The 24,674-nt window shown below is 60.4% G+C and carries 13 protein-coding genes; 8 read left to right on the forward strand and 5 right to left on the reverse strand.

What is annotated here, in order from left to right:
* Positions 1-5,235, reverse strand: a 5,235-nt coding sequence (locus tag N3J91_11780; protein ID MCX8157103.1) for a lamin tail domain-containing protein, incomplete at its 3' end; no start/stop codon positions are given.
* Between the two features lie 192 nt (positions 5,236-5,427).
* On the opposite strand from N3J91_11780, the gene N3J91_11785 reads away from it, so the two are divergent.
* Positions 5,428-6,804 (forward strand): hypothetical protein, encoded by a 1,377-nt coding sequence (locus tag N3J91_11785; protein ID MCX8157104.1) that lies wholly within the window; start codon positions 5,428-5,430, stop codon positions 6,802-6,804.
* Between the two features lie 63 nt (positions 6,805-6,867).
* Positions 6,868-10,350, forward strand: coding sequence for a fused MFS/spermidine synthase (locus N3J91_11790; protein MCX8157105.1), 3,483 nt, complete (start codon positions 6,868-6,870; stop codon positions 10,348-10,350).
* A 259-nt stretch (positions 10,351-10,609) separates the two neighbouring features.
* Here N3J91_11790 and N3J91_11795 read toward each other — a convergent pair whose 3' ends face one another.
* A complete protein-coding gene (locus N3J91_11795) occupies positions 10,610-11,956 on the reverse strand; it encodes a Gfo/Idh/MocA family oxidoreductase (GenBank protein MCX8157106.1) in 1,347 nt (448 codons plus the stop codon).
* Positions 11,957-12,146: 190 nt separating this feature from the next.
* On the opposite strand from N3J91_11795, the gene lysA reads away from it, so the two are divergent.
* Positions 12,147-13,448: a diaminopimelate decarboxylase gene (gene lysA, locus N3J91_11800; protein MCX8157107.1), complete on the forward strand. Its 1,302-nt coding sequence runs from the start codon at positions 12,147-12,149 to the stop codon at positions 13,446-13,448.
* On the opposite strand, the gene N3J91_11805 is transcribed toward lysA, so the two are convergent.
* The 3 genes from N3J91_11805 to N3J91_11815 form a co-directional block, all read right to left on the reverse strand.
* Positions 13,445-14,191 (reverse strand): MazG family protein, encoded by a 747-nt coding sequence (locus tag N3J91_11805; protein ID MCX8157108.1) that lies wholly within the window; start codon positions 14,189-14,191, stop codon positions 13,445-13,447. The genes lysA and N3J91_11805 overlap by 4 nt on opposite strands.
* A gap of 29 nt (positions 14,192-14,220) precedes the next feature.
* On the reverse strand, positions 14,221-14,871 hold the full coding sequence (locus tag N3J91_11810; GenBank protein ID MCX8157109.1) for a hypothetical protein: 651 nt from the start codon (positions 14,869-14,871) through the stop codon (positions 14,221-14,223).
* A gap of 127 nt (positions 14,872-14,998) precedes the next feature.
* Positions 14,999-16,156, reverse strand: a complete 1,158-nt coding sequence (locus N3J91_11815) for a Gfo/Idh/MocA family oxidoreductase (GenBank protein ID MCX8157110.1) — start codon at positions 16,154-16,156, stop codon at positions 14,999-15,001.
* A 213-nt stretch (positions 16,157-16,369) separates the two neighbouring features.
* Between N3J91_11815 and N3J91_11820 the strand changes: the two genes are divergently transcribed.
* The 5 genes from N3J91_11820 to N3J91_11840 all read left to right on the forward strand — a co-directional run bounded on the left by N3J91_11820 (position 16,370) and on the right by N3J91_11840 (position 24,660).
* On the forward strand, positions 16,370-19,894 hold the full coding sequence (locus tag N3J91_11820; GenBank protein ID MCX8157111.1) for a prolyl oligopeptidase family serine peptidase: 3,525 nt from the start codon (positions 16,370-16,372) through the stop codon (positions 19,892-19,894).
* A complete protein-coding gene (locus N3J91_11825; GenBank protein MCX8157112.1) occupies positions 19,891-20,595 on the forward strand; it encodes a hypothetical protein in 705 nt (234 codons plus the stop codon). The genes N3J91_11820 and N3J91_11825 overlap by 4 nt, the downstream gene beginning before the upstream one ends.
* A gap of 43 nt (positions 20,596-20,638) precedes the next feature.
* A complete protein-coding gene (locus tag N3J91_11830; protein MCX8157113.1) occupies positions 20,639-22,171 on the forward strand; it encodes an arylsulfatase in 1,533 nt (510 codons plus the stop codon).
* An 84-nt stretch (positions 22,172-22,255) separates the two neighbouring features.
* Positions 22,256-23,002, forward strand: a complete 747-nt coding sequence (kdsB, locus tag N3J91_11835) for a 3-deoxy-manno-octulosonate cytidylyltransferase (GenBank protein MCX8157114.1) — start codon at positions 22,256-22,258, stop codon at positions 23,000-23,002.
* Between the two features lie 35 nt (positions 23,003-23,037).
* Positions 23,038-24,660: a CTP synthase gene (locus tag N3J91_11840; GenBank protein MCX8157115.1), complete on the forward strand. Its 1,623-nt coding sequence runs from the start codon at positions 23,038-23,040 to the stop codon at positions 24,658-24,660.
* Positions 24,661-24,674 lie beyond the last annotated feature (14 nt).

Raw genomic sequence — 24,674 nt, forward strand, 5'->3', positions numbered from 1 at the left:
CCCCTCCAGCGGCGCCTCAAAATCCCCGTTCACCACATAGTTGCTGCCCCCTCCCACCACCGTCCCCTCCTCAACCCGCACATCGTCCAGCCACACCTCCCCCGCATTGCTGAACCGAAAATATAAATTGGTCTGATTCAACGTCAGCACGTTGCTCAACGTGAACGACTTGAACTGCCAGGCCAAGCCATCCAGCCAGTTGATAACCCGATCGTGACGTTGCGCAAAATCCTTCAATTGCAGGGAAGCGCCGCTGCCGTCGGCGCTGGCCGGCCAGGGCGCCTCCGAATCGTAACGCACCCGATCCACCACCTCCTGACCGCCGGGCCCCATCCGCCAAAGGGTCAGCGTCTCACCATTGCGCTGCAGGTTCCCCCCATACTCATCAAACACCGCCACACCTGTGCCGTAGGCCGCTTCAAACGCCGCACGGTTTTTGGCCAAAATCAAATAAGATCGCGGCGCCAAATAGGCCCCGGAAGGGAATCGGTAATCCAGGCCGTTGATGCCCCAATTCGAGAGATCAAAGGTGAAATAGGGCGAGGCGTTATATAGCTCCACGTATTCAGCACCCGGGACGGCGGGATTATACATGATCTCGGTAAAACCCACATTTCCCACCGCCGCCGGAATGGGATTGGTGTAAATAACCGTGGTGGTGCGGGTAAAATTGGTCAGAAGCTGACCGTTCACGTCATAGGCCAGAATGGTCAACACGTTGGAAGACTCGGACACCGGCACGCGCATCGTCCACGCCGAGAGACTGACCCACGTTATGGGATAGGCCTGTCCGTTGACCGTAATCTGGGCCGCCTCCACCGGCGCAGTCCCGGCCAGGGTGATAAGGTTTGTGCCTATCACCAGATTCGTGCTGCTGGTAATGGCAAAGGCGGCATTACCGCCGTTGTTGGCAATCTCGGTGTTGGCGGTGCTGATGCGCGTGGCCAGATAGGCTGGAATGGCCGAGTAATTCTGCTCAGGCACAAAACTGTTATAATGGGCAATCCACCGGTCCATGTAGGCGTTGTTATAGGTGGATTGGATGATGTCCTTCACATGGGCATAAAACCGCCGTTTGTTGGCCGGAATTTCGTTAATCAACCGGCTGAAATTGCGATCCCCAATGAGCGCGGAGTTGGCCGCGCGCGAAAAGGAAAAGTCCATGTCTATGGGAAACGCGAGGAACTTGTTGTCCTCCGGCCGCCGGTAAAGCATGACATTATGATCATTACCAAAGGTGTAGGTGTCTCCCACCCCGCACAAAGTAACCAGGGCCCAGACCCGCATCCATTGATCCACGTCCATGACCCGGCGGCTTTGTTGATCCAGAGCCGCAGTGGCCAGGCTGAAGGTCTTGGCAAACGTTACCAGCGGGCCGTAGTCGTCCACATCCCGGTGGTTTTTCTTGATGAAGTTGTAACGGTACAACTCCGGATCATCCCCCAGATTCTGGAAATCCACCGCAATCACGCTGTCAGGGCTGGGCAGTTTGTATCCGGCAGCGTTGGTGGTGGTGGGATAGTAAATGAGTTCAAACTCATACATATCCCCATCCCCTCCGTTCACGAAGGCGGTTTCAATGAATTCATCCTCGAGCCGGGGCGCAAGAATGGCCGAACTGGTATGCCGGCTGTACGGCGCAATCACCTTGCACAGGTCCCCATAAACCCCGGGAACGCCACCTGCATGGTGCAGCATGTGCTTGATGACCATTTCCAATTGCTTGTTTTGGGTGGTGTCACCCTGCCCCGAACGATCAATCAACATGACCGGATGCACCCCGCGAAAGGGCTGATCGGCGGGGAAGGTCAGATGAAAACTGACCCGCACATCGCTGGGACGCCCCCGCTCACTGCCTTTGAGACGAATGCCGCAATCGTAATAAGGACGGTACTCATCATAAATTATCGTCCCGGGCAGCCGGTCATTGCTCATCACGTTGGTCGCCGCATGCAGCAGCTCGCGGTTGGCCGGCGTGAGCAGTACGCGCAGGTTGTGGCCACGGGCGAATTCTGCCTGGCCATCCTCTACGGCAAACAGCGCCCCGGAGTCAGGACCGGCTGCCGGGCAGTAGGCCACCGCCCCCTGCGCATCAGTCGCGCGCACATAAAACTGCACAATATCACCGACAGTGCCGCCGGGGATCACGCCCGCGTAGCGTTCTCCCTGCGCGCTCATTAGAACGGAATTCCATGCCCCGCCGTTGACCGACCAATACAGGCGACACTCCGCCACGCCCTGCGGATCCTGCGCGGTAACCTGCACGGTGACCGGAATCCCCGCCGCAGGCACCACCGGTTGATGCAGCAGATCCCGCACGGTGGGCCCGAGGTTGGCCACCCGGCGGCTGTTGGGCGCGCCGGGCGTGCCCGTGAACACCGGCCGCCGTAAAACGGAGGTGCGCGCCACCCGGTTGAAATAAAGCCGGGTGTTCAACAGATTGTTGCCCGCCAGCCAGCGGGCACGAAAACTGATTTGGTATTCCCTTCCGTTGACAATGGTCCGCCCCCCCGTCAGCGTGGTTTCAATGTGATTATGCATGTGCTCCTGCGCTCCGGTCGCCACCAGGTGGAGCACCCGGTTGCCGGGATTATCCGGATCGGTTATCACCCGGCTGCGCCCGTGATTCCCCAGCACCCGCCAGCCGGTCAGGCCGTTTTCAAAATTGCCATTGGCAATAATCTCCACCGGCGCGGTCGAAGGATTTTCCACCACCGATATGTCATCCACCAGACACTCGCCGGCATCCAACAGGCCAAACACAAAATCCTGCCACGTCGTCGGCTGGGTGCTGCCCGGGAACGTGGCCACCATGCGGTAAGAGTAATTCTGCCACTGTCCACGCGCAGTCTCGTCACTCGCCGCCCAGGAAGAAGGATGGGAATTATCCGCCCACGGGTCACGCAGCTCCAGGCTGGAGCCCCCGCCATCGGCATACTCCGGCCAGGGGGCGCTGTCGTAGTAGCGCACTTCATCGGCAGGATTCCCCTGGGCGTCACGCAGAATGATCAACTCGCCCCGCCCCGATAGCCGGCCCAGCAAATCCCCCAGGATGGTGATGCCAGGGTGCGCCGTTCTGAGCGTGGTGGCATCATTGGCCACCACCAGATAGGCCCCCGGCCCCATCGTCACTCCCGCCGGAAACAGATACCGCACGCCGCCCTCCAACATCCAGCCGCTTAAATCCACGGTATTGGAGCCACGGTTATACAACTCAATCCATTGCGCATCTGACTCTTGCGGAGGAGCGTTGCTGCTGAAAATCAGGGGGGGATGATACATGATTTCGTTGATGACGATGTCCCGCTGGAGATGGACCCGATTCGAGCTGCCCAAAGTCAAAACGGCTGGAACCCCCCACGCGGTCCCACCATCAGGGAAACGAGCCCGCGGATTTTTCCGCAACACCACCGTATCATACACGCGTTGCGCACCCGGCGACCACAAGGTGATGTTGACATTCTCAAAACTTCGATAACCGTCAGCCATCGGCAGCCAGCCAAGCTGTTCTCCCGTCAGGACCAGAAAGCCGCCTGGTGGCAGGGGCGGAACATTGGAAAAAACATAGGCCGGCCAGCTTCCAGACTGGCTGCCCAGTTCGCAGCCCTCCAACGTCATGGCGTTGCTCCCATAATTAAATATCTCCAGGGCCAGCGTGGCATTGGTGGCGCCGGTAAGCTCATTGATGACCAGGGTGGGCATCGGCAGCACATAGGGCTCTGCCTGCACCTCCAGACCAAACACCGCGTCACTTTCGCCCCCCGCCGCTTGATGCAGTTCCACAGCCAGCCAGTTCGTGCCCATAACAAGATTGGTCGGATACACCACATACGGGCCGCTCCAGTTGGGCTGGAGGACATTGGTAATGGCGGGAGTTGAAGCGCTAATCTCTCCCTCAGGCAGGTTGAGGCGCAGAATCTCGGCTCCATTCACATAAATCACCGCCCCGTCATCCACCATGGGCCGCAACAACAGACGGGTGGCCTCGGGATAATTCGCAATCACCACCGGCCGCCGGAAGTAGTAGGTGGTGCGCCCACCGGCCAGCGGCGTGTTTGTCAGGGATTGAGGGGCCGTGCCGCTGACCAGCGCCCGGAAACCGCTGGGATCCGTGCCCGCGTTGCTGCAACGAAATTCCAGCGTGTTGGTGCCCGCCACAAATCCGTTAGTGATATAAAACGGGCCATACCAGGCATTGAAACCGGCGGCGGTGATGCTTTGGGCCACCCCATTAAGCAGCACCTGGTTCAGGTTGTTGTCCACCGCCACGAAAAGTTGCAGCACCGCATTTTGATATTCAAAACCGCTCAAGGAAAAGGTGGTCACATAATAATAATTGCCGGCCGCCACGTTGGCGGAGCCGTTGGCCACCGGCCCAATCCATGAGGAGCTGCTGTCATTGGCCAGCCAGTTGGGATGGTTTTGGGTCACCGTGGCCTGCGTGGGGGCGCCCCCCTGGGCGGATACCGTGAGACGATAATGCGGGTCGGCTGCCCCGGCCGTCAACACCCGGCCCTGATCATCCAGCCCGGTATTAAACAAGGTCGGAATGGACCGCACCTCAATGATCCGATTGGTGCCATGGTAATACAACGGACTTCCCACCGACCATGTGCTGTCATTAAATGCGGGAAGCCTCCATTCTTGCGGCGGAGCGGTCGCGCCATCGTAATAGCGCCACGTATCCTCTGGTCCCACCAAACGCAGGGGCCGCACCACGCCCACGCCCGGGAAATTGGGTTTTCCCGGCGTCCCCTGCGGCGTGGTGCTGAACTGCCAGTTTTGCGCCTCTTGACCGGTCCACTCGGGATCCCGCTTGGCCCACGTAAAACTCGTTGCACGCGGGTGTTTGGGCCACCAGGCAATGGAACCCGGATCAAAAACATCCATAACCCGCCCATTGTTGTTTCGCAGGGTAAGCCGGTCCGCCAGATAAGCCTCCAATACCACGAAATTGGTCACCCCGGCACTCTGGAGCACGGGCAAAGCATTCGTACCCAGAGCCACCACCAGGTAATTGCGCCCCCGAATCACCGTGCCATCGGGCAAAGGTTGGTAATCTATCGTCCACCCCGATAGATCCATGTCCACGGCAAGCTGGTTGTACAACTCCACCCAATCATATTGTCGCAAAGTGGTGGTGCGGCTGGCCAGTTCATTGAAAACCACGGTGCTGTCGGCGTGGCTGGAAATAGTAATGCCGGCGGCCAGCAAAACAGCGAGGATTTTGCGCATAGGTGTTGTTTGTTACGCCAAGGTTACACCCGGCGGGCACCACCTTCAAGTATTCATCTCCTGGCTCACCTCCTAAAGGCCACACTGCCCGGCAGGAAAAATGCATGCATCCATTGCGCGGATTGTGCTATTTTGCCAAAGTCACGATTTCGGGGCAGTTCCTCTGTCCTGAGATCAAGGTACAACGCACCTATGACGGGCAAACAAACATGGGCCGCAAGGTTTTGGCACCTCTGGTGGGCCGGATTGTTCCTGGCGGCAACCGCCGGCTCCCTCTGGCCGGCCGCGCCTGAAGATGTGGTCTGGTTGCGCACCGGCGAGCGGCTTCGCGGCACCATCACCGGCATGACGGGGGAAGGCTGGTTTCGCTGGCAGCATCCGTTCATCAACGAAGAGATGCGGCTGGCCCTCACCAATGTCCTCAAAATCCGCTTTGGCAACCGCGAATCCCCCAACCGTCCCCAGGGCAACGCCTGCCAGGTGCGACTGGTCAATGGCGACTGGCTGAGCGGCCAGTTGCTGGGTTTTGATGGCACCACGCTCCTCCTGGAAAACCCCGCCTGCGGCCGGCTCCAAATTGCAAGGCACTTCATGGACGGTCTGCAGCCCGTAGAAACGGATCCCCGCATCGTCTATCAAGGCCCCACCGGTTTGGAAGGATGGACGATGGGACAAGCCGTCGCGGGCGTGGAAGGCAACGCCTGGGTTTATGGCAACGGAGCCTTGATCGCCCAAAAAGCCGGCTCGATCGCCCGCGACGTCAAGTTGCCGGACCTCGTGGAAATATCATTTCAAGTGGAATGGGAGGGCGCGCCCACCCTGGCCCTGGCATTGTTCACCGACCGCCTGCAACCCATCCAACTGGCCAATAAAGACGAAGAGCCGGCCTTCGGCGGCTTTTACAGCCTCCAAATCTCCCTCTCCGGCTACATCATGGCCACGCTGGTGCCGGTCAAACAAAAACTGCCCCTCAATCCGCAAGGCCTGGGCATTGCCATCCATCAAAACCGCTCCCAGGAATCCCGCGCCCATTTCACCATCCGCGCCAACAAAAAGGAGCGCCTGGTTCTGCTGTATCAAAACGGAGAATTGCTGCGCCGCTGGCAGGACCCCGCCGACACGCTGGGCAATGGCACGGCACTGCGGTTTGTCAACCAGGGCCAGGGCACGCTGCGCCTCAGTCAGTTGGTGGTAAAGCACTGGGACGGCCGCCAGGCCTTGCAAACCAATCTGGTCATGCAGGGCACCAACGATCTGGTGGTTTTGTTGAACCAGGACCGCGTCTCAGGAACCTTGGGCACGTTGAAGGATAAGGAGTGGGAAGTGCTCACCCCCGTCGGGCCGGTCAAGGTGCCCGTGGAGCGCATCGAACAATTGCACTTTTCGCCCGCAGCGCGACAAGCTCCGCCCCCCCAAACCGCCGCCCTGGCACGGTTGACCCTCGCCAATCAAGACCGCCTGGCCATCCAATTGGAACAGTGGAGCGAAGGCAGGTTAACCGGCAAACATCCCCTCCTGGGACGTGTGGAAATCAACCCCCTCGCTTTGCGCGAGATTCTTTTTGATTGAAGATTCACTCCGGCGGATGGTGGGCATGGACATTTGGGGGTAAGCCCGCTATGTTTGCTGCCCATGGATAGCTCCAAACGGCCAATCGGCGAAGAACGTACCCAAACGGCCTGGCTCCTCCTTTGTTTCACCTGCTCGGGGATGAGCGCCCTGATTTACGAGGTGGCCTGGGTGCGCTCGCTGGAACTGATTTTTGGCGCCACCACTTTCGCCGTGGCCACCGTCCTGGCCGCCTTCATGGGCGGACTGGCCTTTGGCAGTTATTTCATGGGCCGCCTGGCGCAACGCCTTGGCAAATATCACCCGTTGCGCCTCTATGCCGCCCTGGAAATCGGCATCGGCCTGCTGGCCCTGGTGATCCCCCTGCTCTTCAGCGGGCTGGCGCCGCTCTATCAAGCCATTTGGAAGAAGTATCACGCCAGCTTCGCCTTGTTTAGTACCCTGCGCTTTCTGCTGTGCGTGGGCATCCTGCTCATTCCCACTTCGTTCATGGGAGCCACGCTGCCCTTGATGAGCCAGTTTGTAAATCGCACCAGCGCCACCGGTTATCTGGGCCGCCGGCGCATCGGTCTGCTTTACACCGTCAATACCGTGGGCGCAGTCTTTGGCTGTCTGGCTGCAGGTTTTCTCTTGTTTCCCTTGTTGGGACTGCAAAAAACCCAGTACACCGCCATCGCCTTGAGCACTTCGGCGGCAGTGGGCGCGTGGCTGCTCTCACGGCGATCCCCCTGGTCGCCTGCTCCGGCCTCCGCGCCAGCCACGCCGGCCGGGCCGGAGGCTCCCGCGGACCTGCCGGTGGAGCCAAAGCCGGCAGCGCCCTTCCAACCGCGCTGGGTGGCGGGCCTGCTGGTCTTGATTTATGCCATCTCCGGCTTCTCGGCCATGATGTATGAAGTCGCCTGGAGCCGCTTGCTCGTGCAAGTGCTTGGCTCGTCCACCTATGCCTACACCATCATGCTGGCCACCTTTCTGTTTGGTCTGGCCGCCGGCGCCTGGATGGCCACGCGCTGGTTTCTGCGCACGGAAGAACCCCTCTGGACGGCGGGTCTGTGCCAGTTGGTGGTGGGAGTGACAACTTATCTGGGGTTGTTTGTCATCGAGGAACTGCCGTTTATCTACACGCGCTTGCATGAATGGTGGCAACCGCAGTTGCCGGGCACCATGGCCTTGTTGTTTCTCATGAGTTTTGGCCTGATGATCCTCCCCACCCTGGGACTGGGCGCCATGTTCCCGGTCACCATTCACGGCTTGCAACCCCAGGGTGGCCAGACTGCGCGCATCGTGGGTTGGGCTTACTCCCTGAACACCGTGGGGGCCATTGCCGGCTCGATTGCTGCAGGTTTCTGGCTGGTGCCCCTGGTGGGCACCCAAACCACCTTGTTAGTGGGCGTCTCCCTGAATGGCCTGATGGCCGCCCTGGCATTCGCCGCCGCCCGTTCCGGCAGGTTCATCAAATACCGCACCGTCTTTGCGGGCCTGACGGGATTGTTCATCCTGAACAGTCTGCTGCAAACGCCCTCTTGGGACCCCGCTTTAATGGCCAGCGGCGTGTTTCGCTATGTGCGCAAGTACTACGGCTTGAGCCGGGAGGAATTTCGCGATCGCGTCCATCGCATCCATGGAGAGATTGAATTTTTCAAAGAAGGGTTGACCTGCAACGTCATTGTGTTTCGCACCGCCGTCTCCATGTCCCTGCTGGTCAATGGCAAACCCGATGCCTCCACTCCCCCGGATTTGCCCCAACCCGAATGGGCGCGTCTGGCCCAGTCAGTGGGGGATTTGCCCACCCAGATCATGCTGGGCCAGGTGCCACTGCTCACCGCCCCCCAACAAGAGCGCGTCATGGTCATCGGCCTGGGCAGCGGAGTTACTCTGGGCTCCGTGCTCATGCACCCCGTCAAGGAGGTGGAATGCGTGGAATTGGAGGACGCCGTGGTCCAGGCCAGCCAGTTTTTCAACCGGTACAACAGCCGCCCCTTGGAGGACCCACGGGTCAGGCTCATCGTCAATGATGCCCGCAATCATCTGCTCGTCACCGAACTGAAGTACGATGTCATCATCTCTGAACCTTCCAACCCCTGGATTCCCGGCGCTGCCGCCCTGTTCACCCGCGAGTTCTTTGAACTGGCGCGCTCCCGCCTGAGTCCGCAGGGGGTCTTTTGCCAGTGGATTCAACTTTACGAGTTGCAGCCGGCCGACCTGCAGGTGATTTTGCGCAGTCTCAAGGAAGTTTTCCCCTGCCTTCACATGTTTCGGGTTGAAAGTGATGCCATCCTGCTGGCCACAACACAACCCCTGCGCTTTGATGCCGCAACCTTGCTGCAGCGGGTGACGCCGCGCGTCAAACAGGACTTCGCCCACATCGGCATGACCGGCGCGGAAGACATGCTGGCCCACTATTGGATAGGCGAAGACGAGCTGGCCCGGGCCATTCCTGGCGGCCCCTTGAACACCGATGATAACATGTACATTGAATTCCGCGCGCCGCTGCGCATGTTGATGCCCGAGGCCGCCAAGGAACAACACCTCACTTCCTATTTCGACGCCTTCTCCTCCGCCGTCAATTTCCAGATTGATTTGCAGCGTCTGCCCCCCGGCGAGCGGCCGGTGTTCTGGCAGCGCATGGCTGAATATGCCCTGTTGCGCAAACGCCCCCGCGATGCGCGCCTGTACGCCGAACAGGCCCGCAAGGAGGGCGCCGGGCCTGCAGCCCTGGTCATCCAGGGACAGGCGCTGGAAATGCTCCAACCTGAAGCCGCAGCCCAGTGGTGGAAGGACACCGCCACCCAACATCCCCAAACCCTTGAAGTCTGGCGGGGCTATGCCCAGCACTTGCTCACCCGGACCAATTTGGAAGAGGCCCTCCAGGCCGCCCGACACCTGCAAACGCTGGCCCCGGACCTGCCGGAAAGCCGTTATTTGACCGGCAAAGCCCTGGCCCTCACCGGCCGCTGGGCCGAAGCGGCCGAGGCCTTTGGCCCCTTGTTAAATTATCCCCCGGTCTATACCAACCAGCCAGACATGCATGCGCTGGCGGGCTTGACCCTCGCCCGCCTGGGGCGTGATGCCCAGGCGTTGGACTTCCTGAAAGCCGCCCTGCGTGCCGACTATTGGAACCTCGATTTGCGCAAGAGTTATTCAGAAGTCCTCACCCGGCTGGGCCGGACGGAGGAAGCCGTCCTCGCGTGGCAACGCTTGGGACAACTGCGCACCAGCCGCGCCCTGAATCAACACAAAGAAGCCCGCAAGGCCATGGAGGAGAAAAAATGGACGCTGGCTGCGCAAATCCTGGAACAGGCCTATGGCCTGGACCCGTGGGAGGAAGATATCGTTTTTGACCTGGCCCAAGTCAATCACCGCCTGCAACGGTACAAGGAAAACATCGCCCTGCTGGAGCGACATCTTCTGTGGGACAAGGACAAGGCCTGGGCCGTCGGCATGTTGGGCGAAACCTTCACCGCCCTCGGGGACGAAACCAACGCCCGCGACATGTTGAAAAGATACCGCGTCCTGACCGGCCGCCCCTGGCCGGGCATAAGCAATTAATTGCCTTCGCCCCCAACCGCCCGCAGGGTTTATTGGATGGCCAAAGCCTTGCTCTCTTGCCTCTGGCCGGCGGCCATGGCAGCCGCGTCCACCCTACCGGGCCGCCCACCGGCATAAAGCGCGTCCGCCGCGGTGTAGCCTGCAACTGCACCCGCCTGCTCTGCCACAACGCCATCCTCCACAGCGCGCTTCCCACCGATAGGTTACCAACCATCGGCTTTCGCGTGGTGCTGGCACCCCTCATCCCATAGGCCCCTTCTCAGGCCACAAAGGAATAGTCATAAGGTTTGCGCATCGGCCGGCCAAGATGTGCGTTGGCCTCTTCGGCGCCCTCTCCCACAAAGCGCTCCTTGTCGGCATCCCAACGCAAGGGCCGGCCCAAACGCAGCGCAATCTGCGCCAGATGACACTCGCTGGCGCTGCGATGGCCGGTCTCCACATCGCATATCGGCGCCTTGCGCGAACGGACACACTCAAAAAAGTTCTCCATGTGGTTGCGGCTGACATACAAACGCTCCGCATTGGCCGGCAATGGGGTGGTAATAATCTCCTCCTGGCTGGCCTCAATCGCCCCACGCCGCACCCAAATCCAGCCTTCAGTGCCTTCGAACCGAATGCCATTGCGCTGCCCGTTGGGATTGACCACCCCACCAAAGATGTTGTCATCTTTGGTGGTCTTGATGTAGTGCACCACCCCATTCGGATACTTGAACTCCACTTCATATTCACTCGGCGCGGTGTACCCGCCAGGCACCGGCGGCACAAGCACCTTGCCGCTGACCGCCGAAGGCCCATTGAAGCCCGTGGCCCAGAAGGCAATATCATTATGATGCGCCCCCCAGTCGGTAATGGTGCCGCCGGAATACTCCAGGAAATAACGGAAAGTAACATGGCAGCGCTCCTTGACGTAAGGCACGGCCGGCGCCTGGCCCTGCCAGTAATCCCAGTCCAATCCCTCCGGCACCGGAGATGGCGCAAACGGCCCGCCGTGCAATCCTGCCGGCAACCACACAGTAATGGTTTTTAGCTGGCCAATCCGGCGGTTGCGCACCAATTCACAGGCAAGCCGAAATTTGGCGTCGCTGCGCTGTTGAGTCCCGGTTTGCAGCACCACCTTGTATTTCTTCACCGCCCTCACCAGCTCCTGGCCTTCCGCAATGGTGAGCGTCAGCGGCTTTTCCGAGTAAATATCCTTGCGCGCCCGGGCGGCAGCCAGATTAACCAGCGTGTGCCAGTGATCCGGCGTCCCGTTCAAAATGATTTGAATATCATCCCGCTCCATGAGCTTGCGAAAATCCGTCACCAGCTCAGGGTTTTGATTCCGCTTTTTGAACTCAGCCGCCGCCCGCTCCAGATGGCGCTTGTCCACGTCGCACAGAACGCGCATCTCCCCAAATTGCAAAGCCTCCATGCCCACGCCGGTGCCGCGTCCCCCACAACCCACCAGCGCCAGCCCATATTTATCATTGGCACTGCGCGCCGGAGCAGCCGCGGGTTGCGCCTGCAACTCTTCGTAAAACCAGACGGGCAGTCCCGCCGCCGCCGCCGCCAGGGCCAGGGATTTGCCAAAGGAACGCCGCGAGATGTAAAAACGTTTTGCTGTCATGCAGCCATTCAAAAGCAGCCGGCGCCAGGCGTCAATGCCGGCTTGCCGGACTTGGCCCATCCTGTCCGGCCGTCAGTCACCCCACATCCTCTTTTCCCGCTTGCCCCTTCCGTCCCCTGCCCAACTCCTCCTCATCCGCGGCCAGTTTCACCGTTGCGGGTTGCAGGGCGTTTTGGCATAACTGCCCGCCATGCATGATTTCAAATATGTGAATGGCGAGTTGTACTGCGAAGCTGTGCCGGTGGCCTCGCTGGTCAAGCGCTACGGCACGCCGTTGTATATCTACTCGCAGCAGACGCTCGAACAGCATTTCCAGAAGCTGGACGCGGCACTGGCCGAACTGGATCACCTGATTTGTTATGCCGTCAAAGCCAACTCCAACCTGGCCGTCATCCGCGTGCTGGCCAACCGCGGCAGCGGTTTCGACATTGTCAGCCAGGGCGAATTGATGCGCGTCCAGGCCGCCGGTGGCAACCCCCGCAAATGCGTCTTTGCCGGGGTGGGCAAAACCGAGGCGGAAATTCGTTACGCCCTGGAGCAGGACATTTATTGCTTCAACGTGGAAAGCGAGGCCGAATTGCAACGCATTGAACGGGTGGCCGCCCGCCTGAAACGGAAAGCGCCCGTGGCCATTCGCGTCAATCCCAACGTCGAGGCGCACACGCATGCCAAAATCACCACCGGCACCTATGAGAACAAGTTTGGCATCGCGTTTGAGCAGGTGCCCGCCCTCTATGCGCGCGCCAGTCGTCTGAGGCATTTGCATTTGCGGGGATTGCAAATGCACATCGGCTCCCAATTAACCCAGGTGGCCCCCTTCCGCAAAGCGGTGGAAAAAGTGGCCCCCCTCGCCGCCACACTGAAAGAACGCCACGGCATCGAGTTTTTCAGCATCGGCGGCGGTTTGGGCATCGTGTATGACCCCGCCCTGGCCAGCGGCGTGGAAACCTGGTGGAAAAAGCCGCAGGCCAGGTCCTTGTTGACACCCGCCCGCTACGCCGAGGCCCTCGTGCCCCTGCTCAAACCGCTCGGCCTGAAGGTGCTGATCGAGCCGGGGCGTTTCATTGTCGGCAACGCCGGCATCCTGGTCACACGCGTTGAGTACCTTAAGCGTACCGGAAAAAAGAATTTCGTCATCGTGGACGCGGCCATGAATGATCTCATTCGGCCGGCGTTTTACGATGCCTATCATGAAATCGTGCCCTTGCGCAAAAAAGCGGGCGCCCTCATCCCCTCGGACGTGGTCGGCCCGGTCTGTGAATCGGGTGATTACTTTTGCAAAGATCGTCCCCTGCCCCGCGTTCAAGAAGGCGATTGCCTGGCCTTGTTGAGCGCCGGCGCGTATGGCTCGGTGATGGGGTCCAACTACAACACCCGGCCCCGCCCGGCGGAAATTCTGGTGCACGGCCGGCAACATGCCGTGGTGCGGCAGGCGGAAGATACGGCCGCAATTTGGAAGGACGAAAAGCTGGCTCCCTGGCTGCAGGATTAGTTTTTCGCTTTCGCCCCGTCTTTCAGCCGCTCCTTGTGGCGCAGACGGCGTTCTTGCCGGCTGATCTCCGCCCGCAGCAAGTCCTCCGCATTCCAGCCGCGTTGCTGCGCCGCCGCCGCCAGCGCAAACAACTGTTGCGCCAATGCCGCGCGCGTCATCGCCGTCCCGGCAGCCGGACTTTCCTTGTCCCACAGCTCGGCTTTGGTGGCTTTTTTGACCAGTTTCTGGGCGCGCAACAAGGCGGGCAAATGACGCGGAATCCCATCCAGCGCCGAGGGCCGGGCATGGCGGGTGCCCTCTTTCTCGGCACGTTTGATTTTATCCCAGTTGGCCCACACGGTTTCAACATCCTTGACCTGTAAATCGCCAAAAACATGGGGATGACGGCGGATGAGTTTCTCGGCAATGTTGCGGCACACCGCCTCAAAATCAAACGCACCGCGCTCGCGGGCCAACTGGCAGTGAAAAACCACCTGCAGCAGCAAGTCCCCCAGTTCCTCCTCCATCTCGTGATCATCCCCCGCCTCAATGGCGTCCATGAGCTCGTACACTTCCTCCACGGCGTGAAACCGCAGGGAATGATGACTTTGCTCCCGATCCCACGGGCAGCCGTTGGGAGCACGCAACCGGGCCATGATGGCCAGAAGCCAGTTGATGGATCGGGCTTGCGGCAACGGATTCTCTTTTTCCAACTGGCGCAGAATGCTGGACAGGGACGCAGGCTTCTTTTGTTGCTTGGGCATACGTTTTACAGGCAGACGGCCGATGAGTTTCAGGAGGGACTATAACGAATCCCCACCCGCATGGCGCCAGCCGCCAATAAATCCATGACCAGACCGCGGTTGGCCGTAGGTAAGGCGGCCTTGAAAAACAGGCTGCCGCTATAGATTTCCTGCAAACGCCGGATCTCCTCCACGAGATTTACGCCGGTTAACGTCTCAGGCGCCAGCGCCAGGCAGGCGGCCTCGGCCTCCACACACAGATGGGCGGCCCGGGTGGTATCTCCCGGAGCCAGCAGCTCAGGCCGTATGGCCACTTTCAGAGGATGCTCCTCGGCGGCCTCCACCAGATCACGCAATTCCCTGACCAACGCCCGCTCCTGACCATCCAGCAGCAAAGCATGGTTGGCCGTCACCTCAAATTCCTGCGCCCCCTCATCCAGGGCGGCTTCAATCTCATACCGCTTCACATCCGCGGTCATCAGGCCCAGCGGAAAAGAAATCAACGCGCACACTTTGACCGGCGCCTCTTCAAGCCGTGCCCGCGCCCGTGCCACCCAGGCCCCGGGAACACACAAAGCCGCGGCCTGTAATGTCAGGGCCTCTTCACAGGCGCGTTCAATATGCGCCGCAGCCAGGCTGGCCTCCGCAACCGTCATGTCCAGATGCCGGGCCAGCGGCAGCGGGTTGTTAAAATCAACCATGAGGCGACTCTAAACAGCCGCTGCCTTTCTGGCCAGCGGGATTGTGACCGGAGATGCGCGTTAGGCCATTTCTCCCGGCCATTATCAAGAACAGCGGTACGACCAGGGCATCCCTCTCAAGCCTCCCTCACTGTTTGACTTGCGGCCGGTTGTATTGCGGTATCTTGAGCCGCTCTCCCCCGCGCAGGGCCGATTGATGAGCAATAATCCCCGGCACCGTCATGGCCAGAGCCGCATAAATATCCACAATGGGCGTCCGGTCAAGGAGCACCGACATGACAAAATCATGCATCAACGGACCGTGAGACCCCCCATGTCCACCTTCCGGGACCCCGGGCGGAAGCGGCGGACGGCTGATGTCCGGCAGATTCTCCACCGCCCCGTAGTAACGCAATCCATCCATCCGGCCTTTTTCACCAAACACGCGCCCGGTTTCGTTGACCAGGCCATGCACGGATTTGGACATGAGCATGCGCGACACCCCACCTTCGGTGGTTTCAAACAGCGCAATCTCATCCGTGAAAGGATTGTTGTACCGATTGGCCCCCGGTTGAAAAGCGGCAAATGGGCCGCGAAACCCCAAACAGGAAACACTGGTGAACTGGCCGCCGGTGATGCCCACATAATAGGCCGTAGAATGCGTGGGATACCACAACGGCGGCATCCCCGTGCGCCACTCTTTATAGGATGGAATCGGGGTGGGCGAATAATGGAAATATTCGCCCTCGGAATATACAATGCGCCCAAAGGCGCCCGCCTGGTACAACACGCGCATCGCGTGGTTGGCGACATGGTACACGCTCGTCTCGGCCATCATATATTTCAAGCCGGTGCGCTTGACCGTTTCCAACAGCTCCTCCGCCTCTTCCACCGAACCCCACACCGCCGGCACGGCACACATCACATGCTTGCCATGTTTCATGGCCTCGATGCAGTGGCGGGCATGACTGGGGGCATCCGTCGCCACAAAAACAGCTTCAATCTTCGGGTCTTTGATCAACTCCTCCAACGAGGGATACGACTTTTCACAACGGCAGGCCTTCATCAACCCCGCGCAACGTTCCGGAATGAGATCACTCACCGCCACCACCTCCACATTCGGATGAAACTGAAACCCCCAATCCGCGCCAAACCGGCAATAACCATATCCCACTATACCCACTCTGAGCTTGCGCTCCGTCAGCGGCTCATAGGGCTTGCGCGCCTCGTTCAAGTCAATGGCTCGGGCGTTGGGAATTACCGCCCCCATCAACGCCCCCAGCGAACCCCAGCCCAGATTGGTCAAAAAGTCGCGTCGTGGCTGAGCAGATGGCGTTGACCGGATTGACCGCGCATCATGGGGGCTGAGGTGTTGCATAGGCTCGTTTTTGGCACGCATGACAGGGGGCGCCAAGTCTAAATTATACCATGCCACCACCCCAAACGCCCATGCTGGGCTTTGCCAAGGCCTGGACTTGCCAGCCTCCATGGTTTAAGGCACATTGTTTTTATTATTTCCATGAAGCGACTGGGATTTTGGTTGGCAACCTGGGCCGGTCTCTGCCTGACTGCTCACGCTGCCAACTTGCCGGCCACCCCGCCTCAGCCGGTGGTGGATACCTACCACGGCCAGACCGTCACTGACCCCTATCAATGGTTGGAGGACGGAAACTCCACCGTCGTGCGTCAATGGACCGAGGCCCAAAACGCCGTCGCCAGAGAATACCTGGATGCCATCCCCGAGCGGCCCTGGATTGAACGCCGCCTTCGTCAACTGCTGCAAGTCGAGGCCCCCACCTACTACGGCCTGCAATGGGCGGGCGGCAGGCTCTTCGCTTTACGCTTCCAACCGCCCCGCCAGCAACCCGAACTCGTGGTCATGGCCGGCCCGGACGATACCAATGGCCTGCGCGTGGTCCTGGACCTGAACCGGCTCGATCCCCGCGGCCGCACCAGCATGGATTTTTATGCGCCCTCCCCCAATGGACAATGGGTGGCGGTATGCCTCTCGGAAAATGGCAGCGAAGTCGGCGCCCTTCATTTCTTTGCAGTGGATACCGGCCGCAAATTGCCTGACGTCCTCCCCCGCGTACAATATCCCACCGGCGGTGGCAGTGTGGCTTGGGACGCCACCGGCCAGGGGGTCTTTTACACGCGCTATCCCGCACCGGGGGAACGGCCGGAGGCCGATCTGGCATTTTACCAGCAAGTTTTTTATCACCGCCTCGGTGATAAGCCGGAGCAGGACCGCTACGAAATCGGGCGGGAATTCCCGCGCATTGCAGAAATTGACCTCAGCACCGGCCCCGGCGGATGGGTGCTGGCCACCGTGGCCAATGGCGATGGCGGTGAATACGCCCATTATCTGCGCGATCCCGCCGGCCCGTGGCGGCAGGTCACGCGCTTCGAAGACAAAGTCAAACAAGCGCAGTTTGGCCGCGACCCGCTCTACGTGGAATGGCCGCGCGATGAGGGGCTCTATCTGCTCTCTTTCGACGGCGCTCCCCTCGGTAAAATCCTGCGTGTCCCTCTGCGCCAGCCCGACCTGGCGCAGGCCCGGCTGGTGGTGCCCGAACACGAGCTTTACGCCGTGCAAACCTTCGCCCCGTCCGCCAGCGGCGTGTACGTTCACTATTTATTCGGAGGACCTTCGCGCCTGGCGTGGGTGGATGCCTTTACCGGCAGCCGCCTCACCGTGCCCTTGCGCGCCACCAGTCTGGAGGGAGCACCCGCGGCAGTGCAACAAATGCTGGTCACCCGTGGCGATGAGCTCCTTTATCGCACCGCCTCTTTCATCCATCCGCCCGCCTGGCACGTCTTTAATCCCAATCAGTCCCGCAGCTCAACGCGGATCACGGCCTTGCAGGACACCACGGCGGAAGATTACGATGACACCCAGGTGACTCGCGTGGAGGTGGTATCCAAGGACGGCACCAAGGTCCCATTGAACCTGGTGCATCTGAAAGGTTTGCGGCTCAACGGCGAGGCGCCGGCGTTGTTAACCGGCTACGGCGGTTACGGCATCAGCTTGCAGCCGTCATTCGATGCCGCCCGCCGGCTCTGGCTGGAGCAGGGAGGCGTCTGGGCCGTGGCCAATCTGCGCGGCGGCGGCGAATATGGAGAACCGTGGCATCAGGCCGGCCAGCTTACCAACAAACAAAACGTGTTTGACGATTTTATCGCCTGCGCCGAATGGCTGATCCGCAGCAATTACACCCGCGCCGACCGCCTCATCATCCGCGGCGGCAGCAACGGCGGGCTGCTCATGGGGGCCGCCCTGACTCAGCGGCCCGATTTGTTTGCCGGCGTCATCGCGCAGGTGGGCATCTTCGACATGCTGCGCGTGGAGCGGGACCCCAACGGGGTGTTCAACACCACCGAATTTGGCTCGGTGCAAAACCGCGAACAATTCCAGGCGCTGTATGCTTACAGTCCCTATCATCACGTGCGGGACGGCGTAAACTACCCCGCCGTGTTGTTGACCACCGGCTGGCACGACGGGCGGGTGAATCCGGCGCATTCCCGCAAAATGGCCGCCCGGCTGCAGGCCACCGCCACCAAGGCCCCTGTCTTGCTGCGCACCAGTTTCACCGCGGGCCATGGCATCGGCACAGCCTTTAATGACCGCGTGGCCGAACTGGCCGATGTCTATGCCTTCGCCGTGCGCCACAGCCGCATGAAATACTCGGCCATCCTGCGCGGTCCCTGGTCAGGCGCTGTCACCACCAACAGCGTTTGGGTCAAAGCGCGGCTCCTGGACGAAGGGATGACGGCCCGGCTGGTGGTCAGCCGCCAACCTGATTTCTCCGAACCGCTGTACTCCGCACCTGACCGCTCCCGGACCCAAAACTACAACCTGGTCAGCTTGCGCATGACCAATCTGGCTCCCGACACCCAGTACTATTACGCCCTGGAGATTGATGGCCGCCTCGACACCGCCCGCACGGGGCAATTCCGAACCTTTCCCGCCGGCCCCTCCTCCTTCACCATCGCGTGGGGCACCTGCGCCAAGACCGGCAGCACCAGCGATGTCTTTGACCGCATCCGTGAACACCGGCCGTTGCTCTTCATCAACGCCGGGGACTTCCACTACCTCGACATCAACACCAACAGCATCCGCCGTTTTCGCGCCGCCTACGACCGCGTCCTGGCCTCGCCGCAACAGGCCGAATTGTACCGCACCATCCCCTTTGCGTATGTCTGGGATGACCACGACTTCGGCGGCAACAACTGCAATAAAACTACCCCCTCCCGACCAGCCGCGCGCCAGGTGTACCAGGAATATGTCCCCCATTACCCGCTGGGAGCGGGCCGCGGCGATATCCCCATCTACCAGTCTTTCGAAATCGGCCGCGTGAAATTCCTGATGACCGACTGCCGCTCCGAGCGGGACCCGGCCAACCTGCCCGACAACGAGCGCAAATCCATGCTGGGCGCACGGCAAAAAGCCTGGCTCAAACAACAAATGCTGCAGGCCAAAGACAAATATCCTCTAATTGTGTGGATTGGCTCTGTCGGCTGGCTGGGCGAGCGTGGCACCAACTATTACCCCTTGATGGGCACCAATCAGTACGGCCTGTTCAAACATGAGGAGTTGATTCAGGAGGCCAGAGCTGCCGCCGCCCGCGGACGCCGTATCCCCCCCGCCACCGATCAGGAGCATTGGTGCGCCTACACCACCGAACGGCGCGAAATTGCCGATTTTATCAAGGCCAACCGCATCCGCGGGGTGGTTTATCTGCACGGAGACGCTCACAGCCTCTCGGCCGACGACGGACGCAATGGCGATTACGCCACCGGCGGCGGCGCGCCCATCCCCAGCATGGGCGCCGCGCCATTGGACAAGGAGCCATCCATCAAAGGAGGCCCCTTCAGTCATCATGTGTATAGGCCGCGCCCACCAGAGGGATGCTTTGGGTTGCTGCGCGTGGAGGACTTGGGCGAAGAAATCCGGGTCACCTTCAGCGGGCGCAACAACAAAGACGAGGAAAAAATCCATCTGTCCTTTTCCGTGCCGGCCAAACCGCCGGCGGCTGCTCCATGAAAATCATCCAGCATCTCTTTTGGGCCGGCCTCATCCGGGCCGCAACACTCGTTCTATTGTCATTTCTGTGCGCCGCGATGGCCCAAACCGTCAGCGGGCCGGTGGCGGGCACGTGGAGCTGGAGTTTCACCATGCCTGATGGGGCCGTCGTGCGCCCGCAACTCGAACTAAAACTCACCAACGGTGTGCTCAGTGGCGTGACCCGCCTGCGCTCCGGCGCCGAGGCCCCCATCACCAATGCCGTGCTCGATGGCAATCGGTTGGCCTTTGAAGTGGTGCGCGAGCGGGAGGGCCAGCGGGTCACCACACGCTACGAAGGAGTCATCGCCGACGGCCGGATTAAAGGTAAATTGGAGTCGAACTGGACCGGCCAGTGGCAAACTTACCCCTGGAATGCCACCCATCTTTCCCGCGACATCGAAGGACGCTGGATCTGGGGCCCCCGCGCGGTCGAATTGAAACTGGAAGGGCAGCGGCTCAAGGGCAAAGTGATTTTGGAGGGCAACGCCGAATTTCCCGTTTTAGATGGAACCTACCGCGATGGCCAGGTGAGTTTCCGAATCGAGCGCGAACGCGAGGGCCAGCCTTACATCAACCTCTTTGATGCCACCCTGCAGGACGGAGTGCTTAAGGGGCAAATTACACGCATCTTTGGCACCGAAACCAATCGCAATGATTGGGAAGCCCGCCGGCCGCGCTGACTTAAGATTTGACCCTCACCGCTCCGGGCGCAAAAATGGGCGTATGCAAGCCTTCTTCAAGCCCGGCCTGTGGCTTTGTTTATTTGCCGTGTGGGGGCTGTCCGCCGCCCCTGCCCAGCCGCCGCTCAACATCGTCTTCATGGTGGCAGATGACCTCGGTTATGGCGACGTGGGCTGCTACGGACAGAAAAAAATCCCTACTCCCCATCTTGACCGGCTGGCCGCCCAGGGCATGCGTTTTACCCAGCATTACAGCGGGGCCCCCGTATGCGCTCCAGCACGCTGCGTGCTCATGACCGGCCTGCATCTGGGACATGCCGAAATCCGCGGCAACCAGCAAGCCAAGGTGCGCTTTCCGGAGTACGACGAGGGACAGCATCCCCTCTCAGCCGGGGCCTTAACCTTCGTTCAACTGTTGCAGCAGGCCGGTTACGCCACGGGAGCCATGGGTAAATGGGGACTGGGACCCGTGGGGAGCACGGGCGATCCCAACCGCAAAGGGTTTGATCTGTTCTTCGGTTATAATTGTCAGTCCCTGGCCCATAGCTATTACCCCGCCTATTTGTGGCGCAATGCCGAAAAAGTACCCCTGAATCAGCCCTCCATCCCCGGCCATGCCAAACAGCCGGAGGGGGAGGTGAAAATGGAGGACTGGCTGGGACAGTACTACGCCCCCGATGTCATGCTCCAGGAGGCCCTGAAGTTCATCCAGACCCAGACCCGCCAGCAGCGTCCTTTCTTTTTATTCCTGCCGTTCATTGAACCGCACGTGGCCATTCATCCCCCCAAAACCTGGGTGGAGAAATTCCCGCGCGAATGGGACACCGAGGTGTATCGCGGAGAAAATAATTATCTCCCCCATCCGCGGCCCCGCGCCGGTTATGCCGCCATGGTGGCCCATTTGGATGATCAGGTGGGGCAGGTGCTCAACGCCCTGGATCAAGCCGGTGTCACCGGCCACACCCTGGTGATTTTTACCAGTGACAACGGCCCGGTCATGCCCGGCCGCAGCAATTCGCGCTTCTACGTCGGCGGCGCTGACGGGGCCTTTTTCGAAAGCAACGGCGGCTTGCGCGGCCACAAAGGCAGCGTCTATGAAGGCGGCCTGCGGGTGCCCATGATCGCGCGTTTGCCCGGCCGCATCCCCGCCGGTACAGTCAATCATACCCCCTCCTACTTTGCCGACTGGTTCCCCACCCTGTGCCAGGCAGTGGGCCTCAAACCGCCCAAAGATCTGGACGGCGTGAGTCTGTGGCCGGTGCTCACAGGAAAAGTCAAAACACTAAAAAATCGTCCCCCCATGGTGTGGGTGTTTCCTGAATCCGGGGGACAGGTGGCAGTACGCCTCGGCAAGTTCAAGCTGGTGCGCCAAAATCTGAAGACCAAAGAACCCGGCCCCTGGGAAATCTACGATATTGAGGCGGACCCGCGCGAAACACGGGACCTGGCCGGCCAGCACCCCGGCCTGATCCGGCAGGCCGAGGATATTTTGAAAAAACAAGCCCTGCCTAACCCTGTGTTTCCCGTCCCCATTCCGGGAATCCCCTCCGCCACCGCCCGGCCCGCTGCCCCCTGACCGCAATCTTTTACCACCGCCCCACCTCCGCAGTCATTCGCAGATTGATTTTCCTCGCAAAAGGGGTCTAATCCGGGGGCGGGTATGAAAATTATTGGTGTTATTCCGGCACGTTATGGGGCAGTCCGCTTTCCCGGCAAGCCTCTGGCGTTTATCGCAGGGAAGTTTTTGATTCAGCGCGTCATTGAGCAATGCCTCCAGGCCCGCTCCCTGGCCGAGGTCATTGTAGCCACCGATGACCGGCGCATTGCCGAGGTGGCCGGCCGTTTCGCCTCGGTCGAAATGACCTCTCCCGATCATCCCAGTGGCACCGACCGGGTGGCCGAAGTGGTGCGCCGCCGGGACTGCGACGCCGTGGTCAATTTGCAGGGGGATGAACCGCTCATGCCCCCCGCCGCCATTGATGCCGTGGCCCAGGCCCTGCACCACGCCGAAATGACGACCGCCGCCACGCCCCTGCGCGAGCCTGCCGATTATGACAACCCCAACGCCGTAAAAGTGGTGGTGAACGCCCGCGGCCGCGCCTTGTATTTCTCCCGGCGCACGATACCCTACCTGCGGGCTGGCGCCCACCGGCCGGTGGTGGAGCAGATGTCGGCCTTTCCCTTTCTAAAACATTTGGGCATTTACGGTTATCGGCGGGACACACTGCTGCGGCTGGTGGCCAGTCCTGTAAGCCCGCTTGAAGCCGCCGAGCAGTTGGAACAGTTGCGCGCCCTGGAAATGGAAATCCCCATCCACGTGGCGGTGGTGGAATATGCCGGGGCCAGTGTGGACGTGCCGGAGGACATTGCCGTGGTGGAAGCGCGGCTGAAACAACTGCCGGCCTGAGCCGGTTGAATCTTGAATTTCTTGAGGTAACGGTTATGGCGGACACCAAATACATTTTTGTCACCGGCGGCGTGATCAGCTCCCTGGGCAAGGGATTGACCGCCGCGGCCCTGGGCACCCTGCTCGAACACCGCGGCTTGAAGGTCGTCCTGCAAAAGTTCGATCCCTACCTCAACGTGGACCCGGGCACCATGAATCCCTTCCAACATGGCGAGGTCTATGTGTTGGATGACGGCGCCGAAACGGACCTGGACCTGGGCCATTACGAGCGTTTCACCAATGTCCAGTTGACCCGCCTCAACAACCTCACCAGTGGCCAGGTGTATCAGACCGTCCTGGAAAATGAACGTAAAGGCGTGTATCTGGGCAAAACGGTGCAGGTCATCCCGCACGTCACCGAGGAAATCCAGAAGCGCATCTACCTCATGGCCGAGCAGTCCAAGGCCGACGTGGTGATCACCGAAATCGGCGGCACCACCGGCGACATCGAGGGCCTGCCCTTCCTGGAGGCCATTCGGGAGTTTGCCCTCGATGTGGGCCCCAACAACGCCATGTTCATTCACGTCACCTACGTCCCCTTCATCAAGGCCGCGGGTGAGTTGAAAACCAAACCCACCCAGCAATCGGTGGCCAAATTGCGCGAAATTGGCATCACCCCCCATGTTCTCGTTTGCCGCTGCGAAAAACCGCTGGACAAGGATTTGCGCGGCAAAATCTCCATGTTCTGCAACGTCCCCCTCGAGGCCGTCATCGAAGAAAAGGATGTGGACCACTCCATTTACGAAGTGCCGCTGATGCTCCAGCGGGAGCGCATGGATGAAATCGTATGCCGGCACCTGGGCTTGAACACCCCCCAGGCGGACATGAGTCAGTGGCGCGAAATCATCCGCACCTTGATTGCCCCCTCGCATCGCGTGCGCATTGGCGTGGTGGGCAAATACATCGGCCTCCAGGACGCCTACAAATCCGTCTATGAGGCGCTCATTCACGGCGGCATCGCCAATGACTGCGGCGTCGAAATCGTGCGCATCGAGGCCGAGGAAATCGAACGCCAGGGCGCCGAGAAAATGCTGGCCGGACTGGGCGGCATCCTGGTGCCGGGCGGCTTCGGCGAGCGCGGCATCGAAGGCAAAATCCTGGCCGCACGTTTTGCGCGGGAAAAGCGCATCCCTTACCTCGGGCTGTGTCTGGGCATGCAAATTGCCGTCATTGAATTCGCGCGCCATGTCCTCAAACTCGAACGGGCGCACTCCACGGAATTTGAACCGCGCACCCCCCACCCCGTAATCTGCCTGCAGGAAGAACAAAAACTGGTCACCAAAAAGGGCGGCACCATGCGCCTGGGCCGGCAGCCGTCACAGTTGGTCATGGGAACACTGGCGGCCAAGCTGTATGGCGCCTTTGTCATTCAGGAACGGCATCGCCACCGCTACGAATTCAACAACAAATATCGCAAGTTGTTTGAAGAGGCCGGCATGGTCTTCAGCGGCACCACGCCGGACGGCAAACTGGTGGAACTGGTCGAAATTCCAGATCATCCCTTCTTCATCGCCAGCCAGTTCCATCCCGAATTCCAAAGCAAGCCCCACCGGCCCCACCCCCTGTTCAAGGGCTTTATTGCCGCCGCCCACCTGGCCATGCACCAGAAACCGCTGTAACCGCGCTCCACGCT

This window comes from Verrucomicrobiia bacterium (assembly GCA_026414565.1).
Classification (GTDB): Bacteria; Verrucomicrobiota; Verrucomicrobiia; order Limisphaerales; family Fontisphaeraceae; genus Fontisphaera.